The sequence below is a fragment of the Klebsiella oxytoca genome, from assembly GCF_009707385.1.
GTDB classification, from domain to species: domain Bacteria; phylum Pseudomonadota; class Gammaproteobacteria; order Enterobacterales; family Enterobacteriaceae; genus Klebsiella; species Klebsiella oxytoca_C.
Window position 1 is genome coordinate 940,515 of record NZ_CP046115.1, and the last position, 15,031, is coordinate 955,545.

15 protein-coding genes are annotated in these 15,031 nt (G+C 54.3%); 6 read left to right on the top strand and 9 right to left on the bottom strand.

The window, feature by feature from the left end:
- Nucleotides 1–128 precede the first annotated feature (128 nt).
- The 3 genes from secM to mutT all read left to right on the top strand — a co-directional run bounded on the left by secM (nt 129) and on the right by mutT (nt 3,859).
- Nucleotides 129–638 (top strand): secA translation cis-regulator SecM, encoded by a 510-nt coding sequence (gene secM / locus GJ746_RS04415; protein WP_195908797.1) that lies wholly within the window; start codon nt 129–131, stop codon nt 636–638.
- Between the two features lie 62 nt (nt 639–700).
- Nucleotides 701–3,406, top strand: coding sequence for a preprotein translocase subunit SecA (gene secA, locus GJ746_RS04420; RefSeq protein WP_154679101.1), 2,706 nt, complete (start codon nt 701–703; stop codon nt 3,404–3,406).
- Between the two features lie 60 nt (nt 3,407–3,466).
- Complete coding sequence (gene mutT, locus GJ746_RS04425; RefSeq protein WP_154679102.1) at nt 3,467–3,859, top strand: 8-oxo-dGTP diphosphatase MutT; 393 nt, start codon at nt 3,467–3,469, stop codon at nt 3,857–3,859.
- Between the two features lie 52 nt (nt 3,860–3,911).
- On the opposite strand, the gene yacG is transcribed toward mutT, so the two are convergent.
- From yacG to coaE, 3 genes are read right to left on the bottom strand one after another with little or no spacing between them, the layout of a single operon-like run.
- Nucleotides 3,912–4,106 (bottom strand): DNA gyrase inhibitor YacG, encoded by a 195-nt coding sequence (yacG, locus tag GJ746_RS04430; RefSeq protein WP_004128970.1) that lies wholly within the window; start codon nt 4,104–4,106, stop codon nt 3,912–3,914.
- Nucleotides 4,107–4,115: 9 nt separating this feature from the next.
- Entirely contained in the window at nt 4,116–4,859 is a 744-nt protein-coding gene (gene zapD / locus GJ746_RS04435; RefSeq protein WP_154679103.1) for a cell division protein ZapD, read from the bottom strand.
- On the bottom strand, nt 4,859–5,479 hold the full coding sequence (gene coaE / locus GJ746_RS04440; RefSeq protein WP_154679104.1) for a dephospho-CoA kinase: 621 nt from the start codon (nt 5,477–5,479) through the stop codon (nt 4,859–4,861). The genes zapD and coaE overlap by 1 nt, the downstream gene beginning before the upstream one ends.
- A 346-nt stretch (nt 5,480–5,825) precedes the next feature.
- Here coaE and GJ746_RS04445 point away from each other — a divergent pair, with 346 nt between their 5' ends.
- Complete coding sequence (locus tag GJ746_RS04445; protein ID WP_154679105.1) at nt 5,826–6,869, top strand: GMP reductase; 1,044 nt, start codon at nt 5,826–5,828, stop codon at nt 6,867–6,869.
- A gap of 29 nt (nt 6,870–6,898) precedes the next feature.
- Here the strand turns inward: GJ746_RS04445 and hofC are convergent, their stop codons facing one another.
- From hofC to nadC, 4 genes are all read right to left on the bottom strand, one after another.
- The gene (hofC, locus tag GJ746_RS04450) at nt 6,899–8,104 is read right to left on the bottom strand and encodes a protein transport protein HofC (protein WP_154679106.1); all 1,206 of its coding nucleotides are present in this window, start codon (nt 8,102–8,104) and stop codon (nt 6,899–6,901) included.
- Nucleotides 8,094–9,479 carry a type II secretion system protein GspE gene (gspE, locus tag GJ746_RS04455; RefSeq protein ID WP_154679107.1) on the bottom strand — a complete coding sequence of 462 codons (1,386 nt, stop codon included), beginning with the start codon at nt 9,477–9,479 and terminating at the stop codon, nt 8,094–8,096. Before gspE ends, hofC begins: the two co-directional genes overlap by 11 nt.
- A gap of 10 nt (nt 9,480–9,489) precedes the next feature.
- Entirely contained in the window at nt 9,490–9,921 is a 432-nt protein-coding gene (gene ppdD / locus GJ746_RS04460; protein WP_154679108.1) for a prepilin peptidase-dependent pilin, read from the bottom strand.
- 182 nt (nt 9,922–10,103) lie between these two features.
- Nucleotides 10,104–10,997 (bottom strand): carboxylating nicotinate-nucleotide diphosphorylase, encoded by an 894-nt coding sequence (gene nadC / locus GJ746_RS04465; protein WP_154679109.1) that lies wholly within the window; start codon nt 10,995–10,997, stop codon nt 10,104–10,106.
- Nucleotides 10,998–11,182: 185 nt separating this feature from the next.
- Here nadC and ampD point away from each other — a divergent pair, with 185 nt between their 5' ends.
- Nucleotides 11,183–11,734: a 1,6-anhydro-N-acetylmuramyl-L-alanine amidase AmpD gene (gene ampD / locus GJ746_RS04470; protein ID WP_154679110.1), complete on the top strand. Its 552-nt coding sequence runs from the start codon at nt 11,183–11,185 to the stop codon at nt 11,732–11,734.
- Nucleotides 11,735–11,743: 9 nt separating this feature from the next.
- Nucleotides 11,744–12,598 carry a beta-lactamase regulator AmpE gene (gene ampE / locus GJ746_RS04475; RefSeq protein ID WP_154679111.1) on the top strand — a complete coding sequence of 285 codons (855 nt, stop codon included), beginning with the start codon at nt 11,744–11,746 and terminating at the stop codon, nt 12,596–12,598.
- Between the two features lie 31 nt (nt 12,599–12,629).
- On the opposite strand, the gene GJ746_RS04480 is transcribed toward ampE, so the two are convergent.
- Together GJ746_RS04480 and GJ746_RS04485 are read right to left on the bottom strand one after the other, a co-directional pair.
- Nucleotides 12,630–13,580 carry a family 43 glycosylhydrolase gene (locus tag GJ746_RS04480; RefSeq protein ID WP_154679112.1) on the bottom strand — a complete coding sequence of 317 codons (951 nt, stop codon included), beginning with the start codon at nt 13,578–13,580 and terminating at the stop codon, nt 12,630–12,632.
- Entirely contained in the window at nt 13,580–14,986 is a 1,407-nt protein-coding gene (locus GJ746_RS04485; RefSeq protein ID WP_154679113.1) for a glycoside-pentoside-hexuronide (GPH):cation symporter, read from the bottom strand. The genes GJ746_RS04480 and GJ746_RS04485 overlap by 1 nt, the downstream gene beginning before the upstream one ends.
- Nucleotides 14,987–15,031: the final 45 nt, after the last annotated feature.

Here is a 15,031-nt window from a genome sequence, read left to right on the forward strand (position 1 = left end):
CGTTCGTTCCTTTTTTAAACGTTTTTAACCTGCGTAAGCCTTCATTCCTGCTGCCGCGGCGACGTATTAATGTTAGTATTTGGACGCAAAATATTTCTCAGGGTTGCTATCAACAAAAGGTAACGTAAGTGAGTGGATTGCTGACGCGCTGGCGACAGTTTGGCAGACGGTATTTTTGGCCGCATCTCCTGTTGGGGATGGTCGCGGCTAGCCTCGGCCTGCCCGCGCTTAGCAACGGTCATGAACATGAGGCCGCATCGCCTGCAAAGACGTCATCCAGCAACCATAATCCTGCTAAAGTTAATTTTTCGCAGCTCGCGCTGCTGGAATCCTCCAGTCGTCGGCCAAATTTTACCGTTGATTACTGGCACCAGCACGCCATTCGTACCGTTATTCGCCACCTGTCCTTTGCGATGGCGCCGCAGGCGCTGCCGGTAGCGGAAGAGTCTTCACCGCTCCAGGCGCAGCACCTGGCTCTCCTCGACACGCTTAGCGCGCTCTTAACGCAGGAGAGTAAACCGCTAACCATTGTTCACCTGGCGGCATACAACCCCACCTTTCCCGATAGTGCGTTTCGCATCTGTACCTGGATTAGCCAGGTAACGGGCATACGCGCCGGGCCTCAACGCCTCAGCTAAACCAGAAACGGAATATTCTATTTTTTTGTGACTCCGCATCGCGGGGCGTTTGAGATTTTATTATGCTAATCAAATTATTAACAAAAGTATTCGGTAGCCGTAACGACCGTACGCTGCGTCGTATGCGCAAAGCCGTCAACGTTATCAATGCCATGGAACCAGCCATGGAAAAGCTGTCTGATGATGAGCTGAAAGCGAAAACCGTTGAATTCCGCGCGCGTCTGGAAAAAGGTGAAAGCCTGGAGAGCCTGATCCCTGAAGCCTTCGCTGTCGTGCGTGAAGCCAGTAAACGCGTCTTCGGCATGCGTCACTTTGACGTTCAGCTGTTGGGCGGCATGGTTCTTAACGATCGCTGTATTGCGGAGATGCGTACCGGTGAAGGTAAAACCCTGACCGCAACCCTGCCAGCCTATCTTAATGCGTTGACCGGCAAAGGTGTTCACGTGGTTACCGTCAACGACTACCTGGCGCAACGTGATGCTGAGAACAACCGCCCACTGTTTGAATTCCTCGGTATGTCCGTTGGGATTAACATGTCTGGCCTGCCTGCGCCGGCCAAGCGGGAAGCCTACGCCGCCGACATCACTTACGGTACCAACAACGAATACGGCTTTGACTATCTGCGCGATAACATGGCGTTCAGCCCTGAAGAGCGCGTACAGCGCAAACTGCACTACGCGCTGGTGGATGAGGTCGACTCCATTCTGATCGATGAAGCCCGTACTCCGCTTATCATTTCCGGCCCGGCTGAAGACAGTTCGGAAATGTATAAGAAAGTGAACAAAATCATTCCGCATCTGATTCGTCAGGAAAAAGAAGACTCCGAGACCTTTACCGGCGAGGGACACTTCTCCGTTGATGAGAAAGCGCGCCAGGTAAACCTGACCGAACGCGGCCTGGTGCTGATTGAAGAGCTGCTGGTGAATGAAGGTATTATGGACGAAGGCGAGTCGCTGTACTCACCGACCAATATCATGCTGATGCACCACGTGACCGCCGCGCTGCGCGCGCACGCGCTGTTCACTCGCGATGTTGATTATATCGTTAAAGATGGCGAAGTTATCATCGTTGACGAACATACCGGCCGTACGATGCAGGGGCGTCGCTGGTCTGACGGCCTGCACCAGGCCGTTGAAGCAAAAGAAGGCGTTGATATTCAGAACGAGAACCAGACGCTGGCTTCAATTACCTTCCAGAACTACTTCCGTCTGTACGAGAAGCTGGCAGGGATGACCGGTACCGCAGATACCGAAGCGTTTGAATTTAGCTCGATCTACAAACTGGATACCGTTGTGGTTCCGACCAACCGCCCAATGATTCGTAAGGATATGGCGGACCTGGTTTACATGACCGAAGCGGAAAAAATTCAGGCTATTATCGAAGATATCAAACAGCGTACCGCTGCGGGCCAGCCGGTTCTGGTGGGTACCATTTCTATCGAAAAATCAGAAGTGGTCTCTAATGAATTGACAAAAGCAGGCATCAAGCACAACGTGCTGAACGCGAAATTCCACGCCAGCGAAGCGGATATCGTCGCGCAGGCGGGCTATCCGTCAGCGGTGACCATTGCGACCAACATGGCCGGTCGCGGTACCGACATTATGCTCGGCGGTAGCTGGCAGGCTGAAGTCGCCCAGCTGGAAGATCCGACTCCGGAACAGATTGCTCAGATCAAAGCCGACTGGCAGGTTCGTCACGATGCGGTGCTGGCTGCGGGCGGTCTGCATATTATCGGTACCGAGCGTCATGAATCTCGCCGTATTGATAACCAGCTGCGCGGCCGTTCCGGTCGTCAGGGGGATGCGGGTTCTTCCCGTTTCTACCTGTCGATGGAAGATGCCCTGATGCGTATCTTCGCGTCTGACCGCGTGTCCGGCATGATGCGTAAACTGGGTATGAAACCGGGCGAGGCTATCGAGCATCCGTGGGTAACCAAAGCGATTGCCAACGCGCAGCGTAAAGTCGAGAGCCGCAACTTCGATATCCGTAAGCAGCTGCTGGAATATGATGACGTGGCCAACGACCAGCGCCGCGCTATTTACACCCAGCGTAATGAGCTGCTCGACGTGACTGACGTTAGCGAGACGATTAATAGCATTCGTGAAGACGTGTTTAAAGCCACCATTGATGCGCATATTCCTCCGCAGTCGCTGGAAGAAATGTGGGATGTCGAAGGTCTGCAGGAACGTCTGAAAAATGACTTTGATCTCGATCTGCCGCTCAAAGAGTGGCTGGATAAAGAGCCGGAGCTGCATGAAGAAACTCTGCGCGAGCGTATTCTGCAGAGCGCTATTGAAACCTATCAGCGTAAAGAAGAAGTGGTTGGCGCTGAGATGATGCGTCACTTTGAAAAAGGCGTCATGCTGCAAACGCTGGACTCCCTGTGGAAAGAGCACCTGGCAGCAATGGATTATCTGCGTCAGGGTATCCACCTGCGTGGTTATGCGCAGAAAGATCCGAAGCAGGAATATAAGCGTGAATCCTTCTCCATGTTCGCTTCAATGCTGGAATCACTGAAATACGAAGTGATCAGTACGCTGAGCAAGGTTCAGGTGCGGATGCCGGAAGAGGTTGAAGCGATGGAGCAGCAGCGTCGTGAAGAAGCTGAGCGTCTGGCGCAGATGCAACAGCTGAGCCACCAGGATGATGATACCGCTGCGGCCGCCGCGCTGGCGGAACAAACCGGTGAGCGTAAAGTAGGGCGCAACGATCCTTGCCCGTGTGGTTCTGGTAAAAAATATAAGCAGTGCCACGGTCGTCTGAGCTAAGCTCTGGAACGTTGAACACAAGGGCGCAGATATCTGCGCCTTTTTTATGGAAGAAGCATAATGAAAAAGCTCCAAATTTCGGTGGGCATTATCCGTAATGCGCAGGGCGAAATTTTCATCACCCAGCGCTCAGCCGACGCGCATATGGCAAATAAGCTTGAATTTCCAGGCGGAAAAATTGAAGAGGGTGAGTCATCCGAGCAGGCATTAGTGCGCGAATTGCAGGAGGAGGTCGGCATTACGGTAAAGGCTTCCAGCCTGTTTGATAAGCTGGAGTACCAGTTTCCCGACCGCCATATCACCCTCTGGTTCTGGCTGGTGGAAAGCTGGGATGGCGAGCCGTGGGGAAAAGAGGGGCAGCCAGGCCGCTGGATTGCACAGAGAGCGCTAGTTGCGGAAGATTTTCCCCCGGCAAATGAGCCCGTGATTACAAAATTAGCGCGGGGCCAATAGGCCGGACCGGGCAAAGCCACCATCCGGCAAAAATGCTGGGGCTTGCCCGATTTTACTCTTTCTCTTCGCTCCAGCCATCGCTATCAGACAGATCGCTGCTGCTCGGGATGCGCTTCTCTTCTGCCGCCCATTCGCCTAAATCAATAAGCTGACAGCGCTTGGAGCAGAACGGGCGATACGGACTCTGTTCATTCCAGACCACGATTTTGCCGCAGGTTGGGCAATTGACGGTTATCTCTTCTGACATATTTGTTCCTTAACAGCAGGCCAGTTCAAAATCAAAACGCTCCGGCACGATACCATGCTCGCTGTCCAGCGGCATAAAGCGGATGGCAAAGCGGCTCTTATGGCCTGATATTTGTGGATAGAGCTGACTGGCGAGACTCAGGCGCAGGCGCAGCAGATCGGCATCCTCGCCGTTATCCTGATAAAAGCCGTTCAGGCTGGTTTGTTTGCGGAAGGGGGCCGAATTGCGGATGAGATCGAGGATCAGCACCAGCGATTGCGTTAATGGCTCAAGGCTGGCCAGCCACTTAGCGACCTGTTCATCGCGATATTCCTGTGGCATATGCAGCCAGATGTGCAGCGTCGGGAGATCGAAGCTGCAGCAGCCGCCGGGGATGCTTAAGCGCTGGCGAACCAGCGCGATTAAACGATCCTCGCGCAGGTACTGACCGATCCGCGGGGCGGACATCAATGTACTGCCTGACTGTTTTAGCCGCTGACGTAATTCGTTGATTCGATCCTGATCGACCCCAGGGACTTCCGCCCAGGACTGCAGCTTGCGCTGCTGGCGATCCAACTCTTTCATCAGGTCGGTTCGCACTTCACCGCGCTCTAAAACATCCAGGAGATCGCCAACATTGCGGAAAAAATGCAGCGCATCCGCATGGCTGGTAATCGCAGGATGTACCGACAGCTGCTGTAGCAAAAACTCAATCCGCAGCCAGGTGCGCATTTTTTCATTTAGCGGATGTTCAAATAGAACAGGGGTATGCATTACGGTTTTTCCTGTGAGGCGGCCTGCGATGCCAACAGTTGATACTTTGCATGCAGGCGGGCGACATCTGAAGCGATTGCATCAGGTGAACCCATATTTTCAATAACATCATCCGCAACGGCAAGGCGCTGCTCGCGCGTTGCCTGAGCGGCAAGAATATGTTCCGCATGTTGCCGGCTGACGCGATCGCGAAGCATGGTACGCTCGATCTGCGTCTCTTTCGGCACATCGATAACCAGTACGCGGTCGGCTTTAGCCGACAGATTATTTTCGACCAGTAGTGGGACAACCCAGAGAATATAAGATGAGGTGGCAAGCTGAATCTGACGACGGGTTTCCTGCTGAATTTGTGGATGCAGCAGCGCGTTCAGCCAGCTCTTATCCTCCGCATGAGCAAAAATATGCTCACGCAAAGCCCGGCGGTTCAGGGTGCCGTCTTTATTGAGCATCTGCGGACCGAAACGTTCGGCAATTGCGCCCAGCGCAGGAGTGCCGGGCTCCACCACCTGGCGCGCAATAATATCAGCATCAATAACGTTAACCCCGAGCTGTGCAAATGCGTCGGCTACGGTACTTTTACCACTGCCGATGCCGCCTGTTAACGCTACCGTGTATGCCATACACCTCAATCCTGAAACTGACTACATGCACATTTCAATAAAAGAGCCGTTATTCACGGCACTGCTACTACGCTGAGGCTACTGTTTATCAATGTTCTGTCAGACCGATAAACCGCCGCCGCTACGCATTCTGATGCTTTTTAGGCATGTAAATCAAGTGGTTAAAAACCATACGCTGGCGATTGAACATGACAAGGTCATTTTTGAGTATTCACCAGGTAAATTTATACGATTGTAGCGTAAAAAAAGTGAAAATCGCAGTCTTGCGCGGCCATGATTCGTGCGTATGATAACGTCACTGGAGTTGTGCTCTCACACTAATGCCATTAACCCCAGGAATTCGCACATGCGTATTGAAGAAGATTTGAAGCTTGGTTTTAAAGACGTTCTTATCCGCCCGAAACGCTCTACCCTCAAAAGCCGTTCTGATGTACAGCTGGAACGTGAATTCACTTTCAAACATTCAGGCCAGACCTGGTCCGGTGTACCGATTATTGCAGCTAACATGGATACCGTCGGCACGTTTGCCATGGCTAAAGTGCTGGCTTCTTTTGGCGTTCTGACCGCGGTACATAAACACTACAGCGTTGAGCAGTGGCAGGCGTTTGTTCAGAGCGTCTCTGCGGACGTACTGCAGCATGTGATGGTCTCGACTGGCACCTCCGATGCGGATTTTGAAAAAACGAAACAAATTCTGAGCCAGAACCCGCAGCTAAGCTTTGTGTGCATTGATGTGGCGAATGGTTATTCCGAACATTTTGTGCAGTTCGTGGCGAAAGCTCGCGAAGCCTGGCCGCAGAAAACTATTATTGCGGGTAATGTTGTTACCGGTGAAATGTGCGAAGAGCTGGTTCTGTCTGGTGCCGATATTGTGAAGGTTGGTATCGGTCCGGGCTCTGTGTGTACTACGCGTGTAAAAACCGGCGTTGGCTATCCGCAGCTTTCGGCGGTTATTGAATGTGCCGATGCGGCGCACGGCCTGGGCGGGCAGATTATCAGCGACGGCGGTTGCACCATGCCGGGCGATGTGGCTAAAGCATTTGGCGGCGGCGCTGATTTCGTTATGCTTGGCGGTATGCTGGCCGGTCACGAAGAGAGCGGTGGTACTGTAGTTGAAGAGAATGGCGAAAAATTCATGCTGTTCTACGGTATGAGCTCCGAGTCGGCGATGACCCGTCACGTTGGTGGTGTAGCCCAGTATCGTGCGGCTGAAGGTAAAACCGTTAAGCTGCCTTTGCGCGGTCCGGTTGAAAATACCGCACGCGATATCCTTGGCGGCCTGCGTTCTGCATGTACCTACGTTGGCGCTTCACGCCTGAAAGAATTAACTAAACGTACGACTTTTATTCGCGTGCAGGAACAAGAGAACCGCGTGTTCAACAGCCTGTAATGCAGCCCGCTGGCGCGTTTGCGCCAGCTTTATCCTCCCATCCCGCTTATGGCGTCGCCCAGATGAAAAATGGGTAAATACATCGCCACCACCAGCACGCCGACAATGGTTCCAGTTATAGCTAACATCATCGGCTCCAGTAAGGTCGCCAGATTATCTGCCTGCTGATGCGTCTGCTCACTATGGTGACGAGCCAGATTTTCCAGCATGGTATCCAGCGAACCCGAGGCTTCACCGGTACGAATCAGCTGCAGGCAGAGCGGGGTAAATCCGCCGCTATGAGTCAGCGCTTGCCAGATAGGCTCCCCCTGGGTAATTCGCAGGCAAACCTGCTGCAGCCTTTGACGCCACAGCGGACAGCTCACGGTTTCCTCCACGCTTTGCAGTCCTTGCAGGAAACTTATGCCGGCGCTTTGCGTTAAGGCAAGGACGGTAAAAATCTGGCTAAGCCGCTGGCCGCACAGCAGCTTGCCAAACACCGGCAGGACGTGGAGCAGCTTTTGTCGTTGCAGCAGCCAGCTCGGCCTCTGGCAAATTAGCCGATTGATTATTACCGGTAAAACAGCCAGAACTGCAAGCCATGGCCAATAGCGAGTGAACCCTATCCCCGTGCCCATAACCGCACGAGTCAGCCAGGGCAACGGGGTGTTGAACGTTTGATAAATTGCGGCGAACTCCGGTAAGACGAAGCACAGCATCCCCATAACCACCAGCAGCGCCAGAGAGAGGATAATCACCGGATAGCGCAGCGCTTTTTTCACTTTCTCAGTAAGGCGCTGCTGTTCTCGCTGCTGGTGGGCCAGCTGAGCGCAGCAAAATTCCAGCTTACCGGTAAGTTCACCGGTGCGGATCATTGCCAGATACAGTGGAGGGAATACTTCCGGCCACTTTTGCAGGGCATCTGAAAGAGAAATACCTTGTGCCAGATCCTTTGCCAGCGCTTGCAGCAACGCCTGCCATTGTGGACTGGTTTGCTGCTGTGCCAGCAGTTCCAGTCCTTCAGCCAGAGGGAGGCCCGCCTGCAGAAGGGCGGCGAGCTGGCGGATGATTTCACCGCTGTGGCGCGGATGCCACAGGGTATTTTGTACGCTAAGGCGGCGTAGCGTAAGCGGGATGATTCGTTCCCGCTGCAGCATCTGTAATGCCCCAGCGCGGTTATCCTGCCACAGCATTCCCTGGCAGGGGAGACCCTGAATATCAATACCTTGCCAGCGCCAGAGCCGCTTAGTCGCCATGCGGGATCCCCAAAACGCGAACCACTTCTTCCAGGCTGGTCATTCCCCGCTCCACGGCCAGGCAGCCGCTTTCAAACAGGGTCATCATGCCGGACTCTCGCGCTAACGATTCGACTTCTGCGGCGCTGAGACCCTGGGTGATAGCCTGACGTAGCGCGGTATTAACTGGCAGCAGTTCAAATAGGGCTAAACGACCGTAATAGCCGTGATAGCAGCGCTGACAGCCAGGGGCCTGCCAGCGAGGAAGCGCTCGCGGCCACAGGCTGTGTGGAACATCCGTCGAGCTACCGGTTTCCCGGCGGCAGTGCGGGCACAGTTTACGTACCAGACGCTGGGCAACGACCAGCGAAAGCGCAGAGGAGATCATCCAGCGTGCGACGCCCATCTGCTGCAGGCGAACCAGGGTTTCACTGGTCGAATTGGTATGCAGCGTTGAAAGTACCAGATGTCCGGTTTGCGCTGCTTTGATCGCAATTTCCGCGGTTTCTGCGTCGCGAATCTCTCCAACCATTACGATATCAGGATCCTGACGTAGCAGGGCGCGCAGTACGCTGTGGAAGGTTAAGCCAGCCCGAGGGTTAATCTGCGTTTGATTCATCCCCACAATAGGGATCTCCAGCGGATCTTCTACGCTGCAAATATTGACCTCGTCGCGATTTCGCGCCTGCAGCGCGCTATATAAAGTGACGGTTTTTCCGCTTCCCGTTGGACCGGTAACCAGCAGCAGGCCCTGAGGTTGATTGAGCGCCGAGCGGAAAACGGCAAGCTGCTGAGATGACAGGCCCAGAGCTTCCAGGTCTAACGCCTGTTCGACCTGGTGCAATAAACGCAGAACAATTTTTTCTCCGCCACGGCAGGGAAGCGTGGCGATGCGAAAAGAGATCGGGCGCCCTGAGAGCGTGAGGGTAAACTGACCGTCCTGCGGGATCCGGTGTTCGGCAATATCCAGATTACCGAGTACTTTTAGCCGGGCGGTAATTGGCGCCGCGAGTTCCAGGGCAAGCGGCGCAAGAGAATGAAGTACGCCATCTACCCGCAGGCGAATTCTGAAATGATTATCACCGGGCTCAAGATGAATATCCGATGCGCGCTGGCGCAGGGCCTGTTCCAGTAGATGATTAACCTGTTCAACGATGCTGGCCGAAGCTTCACCCGGGGGAGGAAGCATTGATACGCCCGGCGTCTGTAGCCGCTTGTCCATCTGGTCCTGGCTCCAGCATTCGATATCAATTCTTTTCTGAGTGGCGAAACGTAGCGCCTCCATGAGTTCTGGTGCTGGTGAATCAACTACGGCAATCGCGATGGTATGTTCATCGCTGCTGAGCAGTAATGCCTGATGGCGCTGGCAAAGGGGGAGCAATTGTTCAGTGTTCATTGCATCACCCTCAATTAAATCGGAACACATCTTCACAGGCCTGCTTAAGTGCGCTATCACCGGTAATGCTGCAGACGCGCTGCCAGCCAGTGATGCCGTTAGCGTTATCCCAGGTCGGCGTCATGGTGACGCTTAAACCATTGAGGCTTTCCTGCCCGGTGAGCGTGACAACGCCAGCGGTTACGGTCATTGCTGAAACATAGCGGGAGGTGGCGGGGGATGGGATCCCGTTGCTGCCGCCATCGCAGGTTGGCAGGCCGCCGTGCTCGAGCGCGCAAAGTTCAATAGCGGTACGGAAGGGGACGAAGGTTTGCAGCATGTCGGTAAGCGCCGCTTTTCGCAGGTAGTTTTGATAAGCCGGAATGCCGATTGCGCTGAGTATGGCAATGATTCCGATGACTACCATCAGTTCGATTAAAGTAAAACCACGTTGTTTGTCCATAAGTTGCTCCTTGTTGTCTTCGGGAGCACTTTGCCGGGGTTTATTCAGCGATACGAGCAGCAGATCGCGCCTAAGGAAGCAGGCTTCCAGGCTTTTTTTGCGGGTTGCAGCGAGAAATTATTGGCGTGCGAGTCGGCTCGCAAAAGCTGCCCCGGTATGTACTTCAGGCCGGGGCAAGGGGATTAGCGAAAACGCATAGAAAGGTCGAGAGCGCGGACGTGTTTGGTCAACGCGCCAACGGAGATGTAGTCGACGCCGGTTTCGGCAAATTCACGAATAGTATCAAAGGTGACGTTGCCGGAGACTTCCAGCGCCGCCTGGCCATTGGTGAGCTTGACCGCTTCGCGCATCTGGTCGGTGGTGAAGTTGTCGAGCATAATAATGTCAGCACCGGCTTTCAGCGCTTCGCTCAGCTCTTCAAGGGTTTCGACTTCGACTTCTACCGGTACATCCGGGTGCAGCCAGAAGGCTTTTTCTACCGCCTGGCGTACCGAGCCGGAAGCGATAATGTGGTTCTCTTTAATCAGAAAGGCATCAGAGAGACCCAGGCGATGGTTCGCGCCGCCGCCGCAAAGAACCGCATACTTTAGCGCCGTGCGCAGGCCCGGCAGCGTTTTGCGCGTATCAAGCAGCTGGGTTTTGGTCCCCGCCAGCAGGTCAACATAGCGACGGACTTCGCTTGCCACCCCGGATAGCGTCTGCACGAAATTGAGCGCGGTGCGCTCGCCGGTGAGCAGAATGCGCGAGGGGCCTTCCAGCTCGAACAGCGGCTGATTTGCTTTTACCGCGTCGCCATCCTCAACATGCCATGTGAAGCTGACGTCATCGCCTGCAAGCTGAATAAAAACCTCTTCTACCCAGCGTTTACCGCAAAATACGCCATCTTCACGGGTGATCACCACCGCATGCGAGTGCGCCTCTTGCGGCAATAATTGGGCGCTGATGTCGTTATTTGCATCCACTTTACCGCCTAAGTCTTCCCGCAGGGATTGGGCGACGGCATCGGTTATATCAGTATTAATACGCTCCAGCAGCGCATCACGGCGGTGGTCGGGATTGTAACGACGAGGCGTCATGATAAAGCTCCAGATAGATAAGATTCAGAAGTGGGAAACATGCTAACCTGAACAACGTTTCTGTACCACATTCACTTCATCCCACAGGCGGCTAAGGATTAGTTCTGGATACGCTTTTCCTGTAGGTATGATGAGGGCTGCTGGCATTCTTTAGCCACGCAGGCGTTAGCAAAAGGAGACTCAACATGCAGTTGAACGGGGGATGGCTGGAAGAGGCGCGTCGGGTTCCTTCGCCGCACCAGGACAGCCGCCCGGATAATGAAACCCCCTCTTTGCTGGTGGTGCATAATATCAGCCTGCCGCCCGGCGAATTTGGCGGGCCGTGGATTGATGCCCTGTTCAGCGGTACGCTCGATCCTGATGCCCATCCTTTCTTTGCCGGGATTGCTCATCTTCGCGTTTCGGCACATTGTCTGATTCGCCGCGATGGTGAAGTGGTGCAGTATGTGCCATTTGATAAACGAGCGTGGCACGCTGGCGTTTCAAACTATCACGGGCGTGAGTGCTGTAATGATTTTTCGATAGGCATTGAGCTGGAAGGGACCGACGAACTGGCCTATACCGACGCGCAGTATCAGCAGCTGGTCGCGGTTACCCGTGAGCTTATCTCGTTTTATCCGGCGATTGCCGACAGTATCACCGGTCACAGCGATATTGCGCCAGTGCGTAAAACGGATCCCGGCCCGGCTTTTGACTGGGACAAATTTCGCAGTTTGTTGACCTCGTCGTCAGAATAAGGAGATGCCATGACGTTGTTTACTACGTTGTTAGTTCTTATTGCCGAGCGTTTGTTTAAGCTGGGCGAGCACTGGCAGCTCGATCACCGGCTGGAGGTGCTGTTCCGGCGGGTAAAGCATTACTCTTTTTTGACCACCATATTGATGTCGGCCGCGGCGGCGGCGGTGGTTTTTATTTTTCAGCGACTGCTGCAAGGGCTGCTGTTTAACGTTCCTCTGCTGGTTTTCTGGATCCTGCTTGGCCTGCTGTGCATCGGCGCAGGTAAAGTCCGTTTACACTATCATGCCTACCTTAAGGCAGCGGCGCGTGATGACAGCCGTGCCAGCGATGCGATGGCCAGTGAGCTCACCCTGATCCACGGCGTGCCGCCCGGCTGCGACCAGCGTGAATATCTGAGCGAGCTGCAAAACGCGCTGTTATGGATTAACTACCGCTACTATCTTGCTCCGCTGTTCTGGTTCGTTGTCGGCGGTCCGTGGGGGCCGTTAACTCTGATTGCCTACTGTACTTTGCGGGCATGGCAAACGTGGCTGGCGCGTTATCAGACGCCGCGCCACCGTTTACAGTCGGGTATTGACGGTATTTTGCACGTGGTCGACTGGGTTCCGGTTCGCCTGGTTGGCGTGGTCTACGCGCTGGTTGGGCATGGAGAAAAAGCGTTACCGGCCTGGTTTGCGTCGCTGGGTGACCGCCACTCTTCACAGTATCAGGTGCTGACGCGGCTGGCGCAGTATTCGCTGGCGCGTGAGCCGCACGTCGATAAAGTCGCTACGCCGAAGGCGGCGGTCTCAATGGCGAAGAAGACTTCGCTGGTGGTGGTCGTGATTATGGCGTTGCTGACGATTTACGGGACGCTGATTTAATCGCCTGCCCGCAGGCGGGCAGGCCGGGTTCTTAATACGTATCTGCTTCCGGGATGCCAAAGTCAGGCATCCCGTTTTCTTGCCAGCGAATCAGCTTCAGGCGCGTATGGCGATTTGGGTCGTACAGCGGATCGCCTTCGATTTCGGTGTAGTTGCGCGCGTGGTACACGAGAACATCTTCTCCCTCCGGCGTTTGCGTAAAACTATTATGTCCAGGCCCATATTGGCGATTTTCGTAACTGGTACGGAATACCGGCTGCGGGGCTTTATGCCAGTTTTCCGGGCGGAGCGGGTCGGCGTTAGCGTCTATCCACAGTAAACCCATACAGTAGTTTTCATCGGTGGCGCTGGCGGAATAGCTGACGAACAGCTTGTTGTCGTGGAAAAGCACCGCCGGGCCTTCATTCACCAGGAAACCGCGGCACTCCCAGTCGAACTCGGGTTTACTCAACATCACCGGCTTGCCTTTTAGCGTCCACGGGTTTTCCAGCTCAGCCAGATAGAGGTTGGTATTACCCTTAATATCCGGGTCTTTTTGCGCCCACAGGTACCATTGTTTGCCCTGATGGTGAAAGGTTGTGGCATCAAGCGCGAAGGTGTCAAACGGCGTTTTAATCTGGCCTTTTTCCTGCCATTCGCCGGTTAACGGGTCGTCGTCCGTGCATTCCAGGGCGAACATGCGGTGCTGAAACATGCCCAGCGCATCCAGATCGTGCGTGTGGCTGGCGGCAAAATAGATATACCATTTGCCGTTAATTTCATGCAGCTCGGGAGCCCAGATGAGCAGGCTCATCGGGCCGCGGTCCGGTTTACGCCAGACCACCACCGGCTGCGCATCGCGCAAGCCTTCAAGGGTTGCGGAGCGGCGGATTTCCAGACGGTCATACTCCGGCACCGAGGCAATAAAGTAGTAGCATTCCTGATGGCGCAGAATATACGGGTCTGCGCGTTGTTCAATAAACGGGTTCGGCCAGTTGTTCATTATGCTTTCCTTACATGTTCGCCGGTTTTCAGTTCCTGATAGTCATTGAGCTCGCTGTAGTTAACCCGACGTTTTTCGAGGTCGGACTGAATTTGTCGCATAAATTCGCGATTTACCTTCAGCATCCGCACCACGCCAGCGGTAATCAGGTAGCCGATGCCGGGGATAACGCTGAACAACAATACGATACCGTTAATCGCGGAAGCGCTTTGCTGCTTTGCGCCGGCATCGTAACCGTACCAGGAGAGCAGAAAGCCAACCATCGCCCCGGCGATGGCCAGACCAACTTTCAGAAAGAACAGGTTGCCGGAGAAGCTGATGCCGGTGATGCGTTTGCCGGTTTTCCATTCACCGTAGTCGTCAACATCGGCCATCAACGACCAGTGCAGCGGCGACGGGATCTGGTGCAGAATGTTCAGCAGGAAGTAGAGCGCCATAATCATCATCGTGGCGTGCGGGTCGAAAAAGTAGAAGGCGCAGGAGAAAATAGCCAGGACGATATTAGTCCAGAAAAAGACCTGCAGTTTGCACCAGCGGTCGGTCAGGACTTTAGCCAGCATACTGCCGATCATCATCCCGACTACTCCAAGGCTGATAAACAGCGTCGCAAAGTGGGTACTTTGCTGCATGACCCAGGTAACGTAGTACATGGTGGCGGCCATGCGAATAAAACCAGGGCAGACGTTGCATAGGGTGAGCAGCAGGATGCGCACCCACTGGTCGTTTTTCCACACGTCTTTTAGATCTTTTTTCAGCTCGTCGTTGGTCTGGACAGCGGGTTTTACGCGTTCACGAACGGTGGCGAAGCAAAACAGGAACATGCACATACCGATAATCGCCAGCACGGTCATCGCCATCTGGTAGCCTTTGGCTTTGTCTTCACCGCCGAACCAGTCCGCCATCGGCAGCAGCGTCAGGGAGAGCAACAGGGTAGCGATGCCAACCAATACGAAGCGATAAGATTGACAGGCCACGCGTTCCTGCGGGTCGTTGGTGATCACGCTACCCAATGAGCAGTAGGGAATGTTGATCGCGGTATAGGTCAATGAGAGCAGAAAGTAGGTGACGAAAGCATAGATAACCTTGCTATTGTACGTCCACTCCGGGGTGGTAAACATCAGGACGCTGAACAGCGCGTAGGGAAAAGCAATCCACAGTAGCCAGGGGCGGAAGCGGCCATATTTACTGCGGGTACGGTCGGCCATCGCACCCATGATTGGGTCGGTAACGGCATCGATTACGCGTACTGACAGCAGCAAGACGCCAACCAGCGCCGGTGCCAGACCAAAAATATCCGTATAAAAATAGTTAACAAACAACATGATGGCGCCAAAGATAATATTACATCCGGCATCCCCCATTCCGTAGCCTATTTTTTCTTTCACTGAAAGCTTATTGCCATTCATAGCGGCGATCTCCCGTTGCGGTATGGGAAGATTATTGGCCGGGTA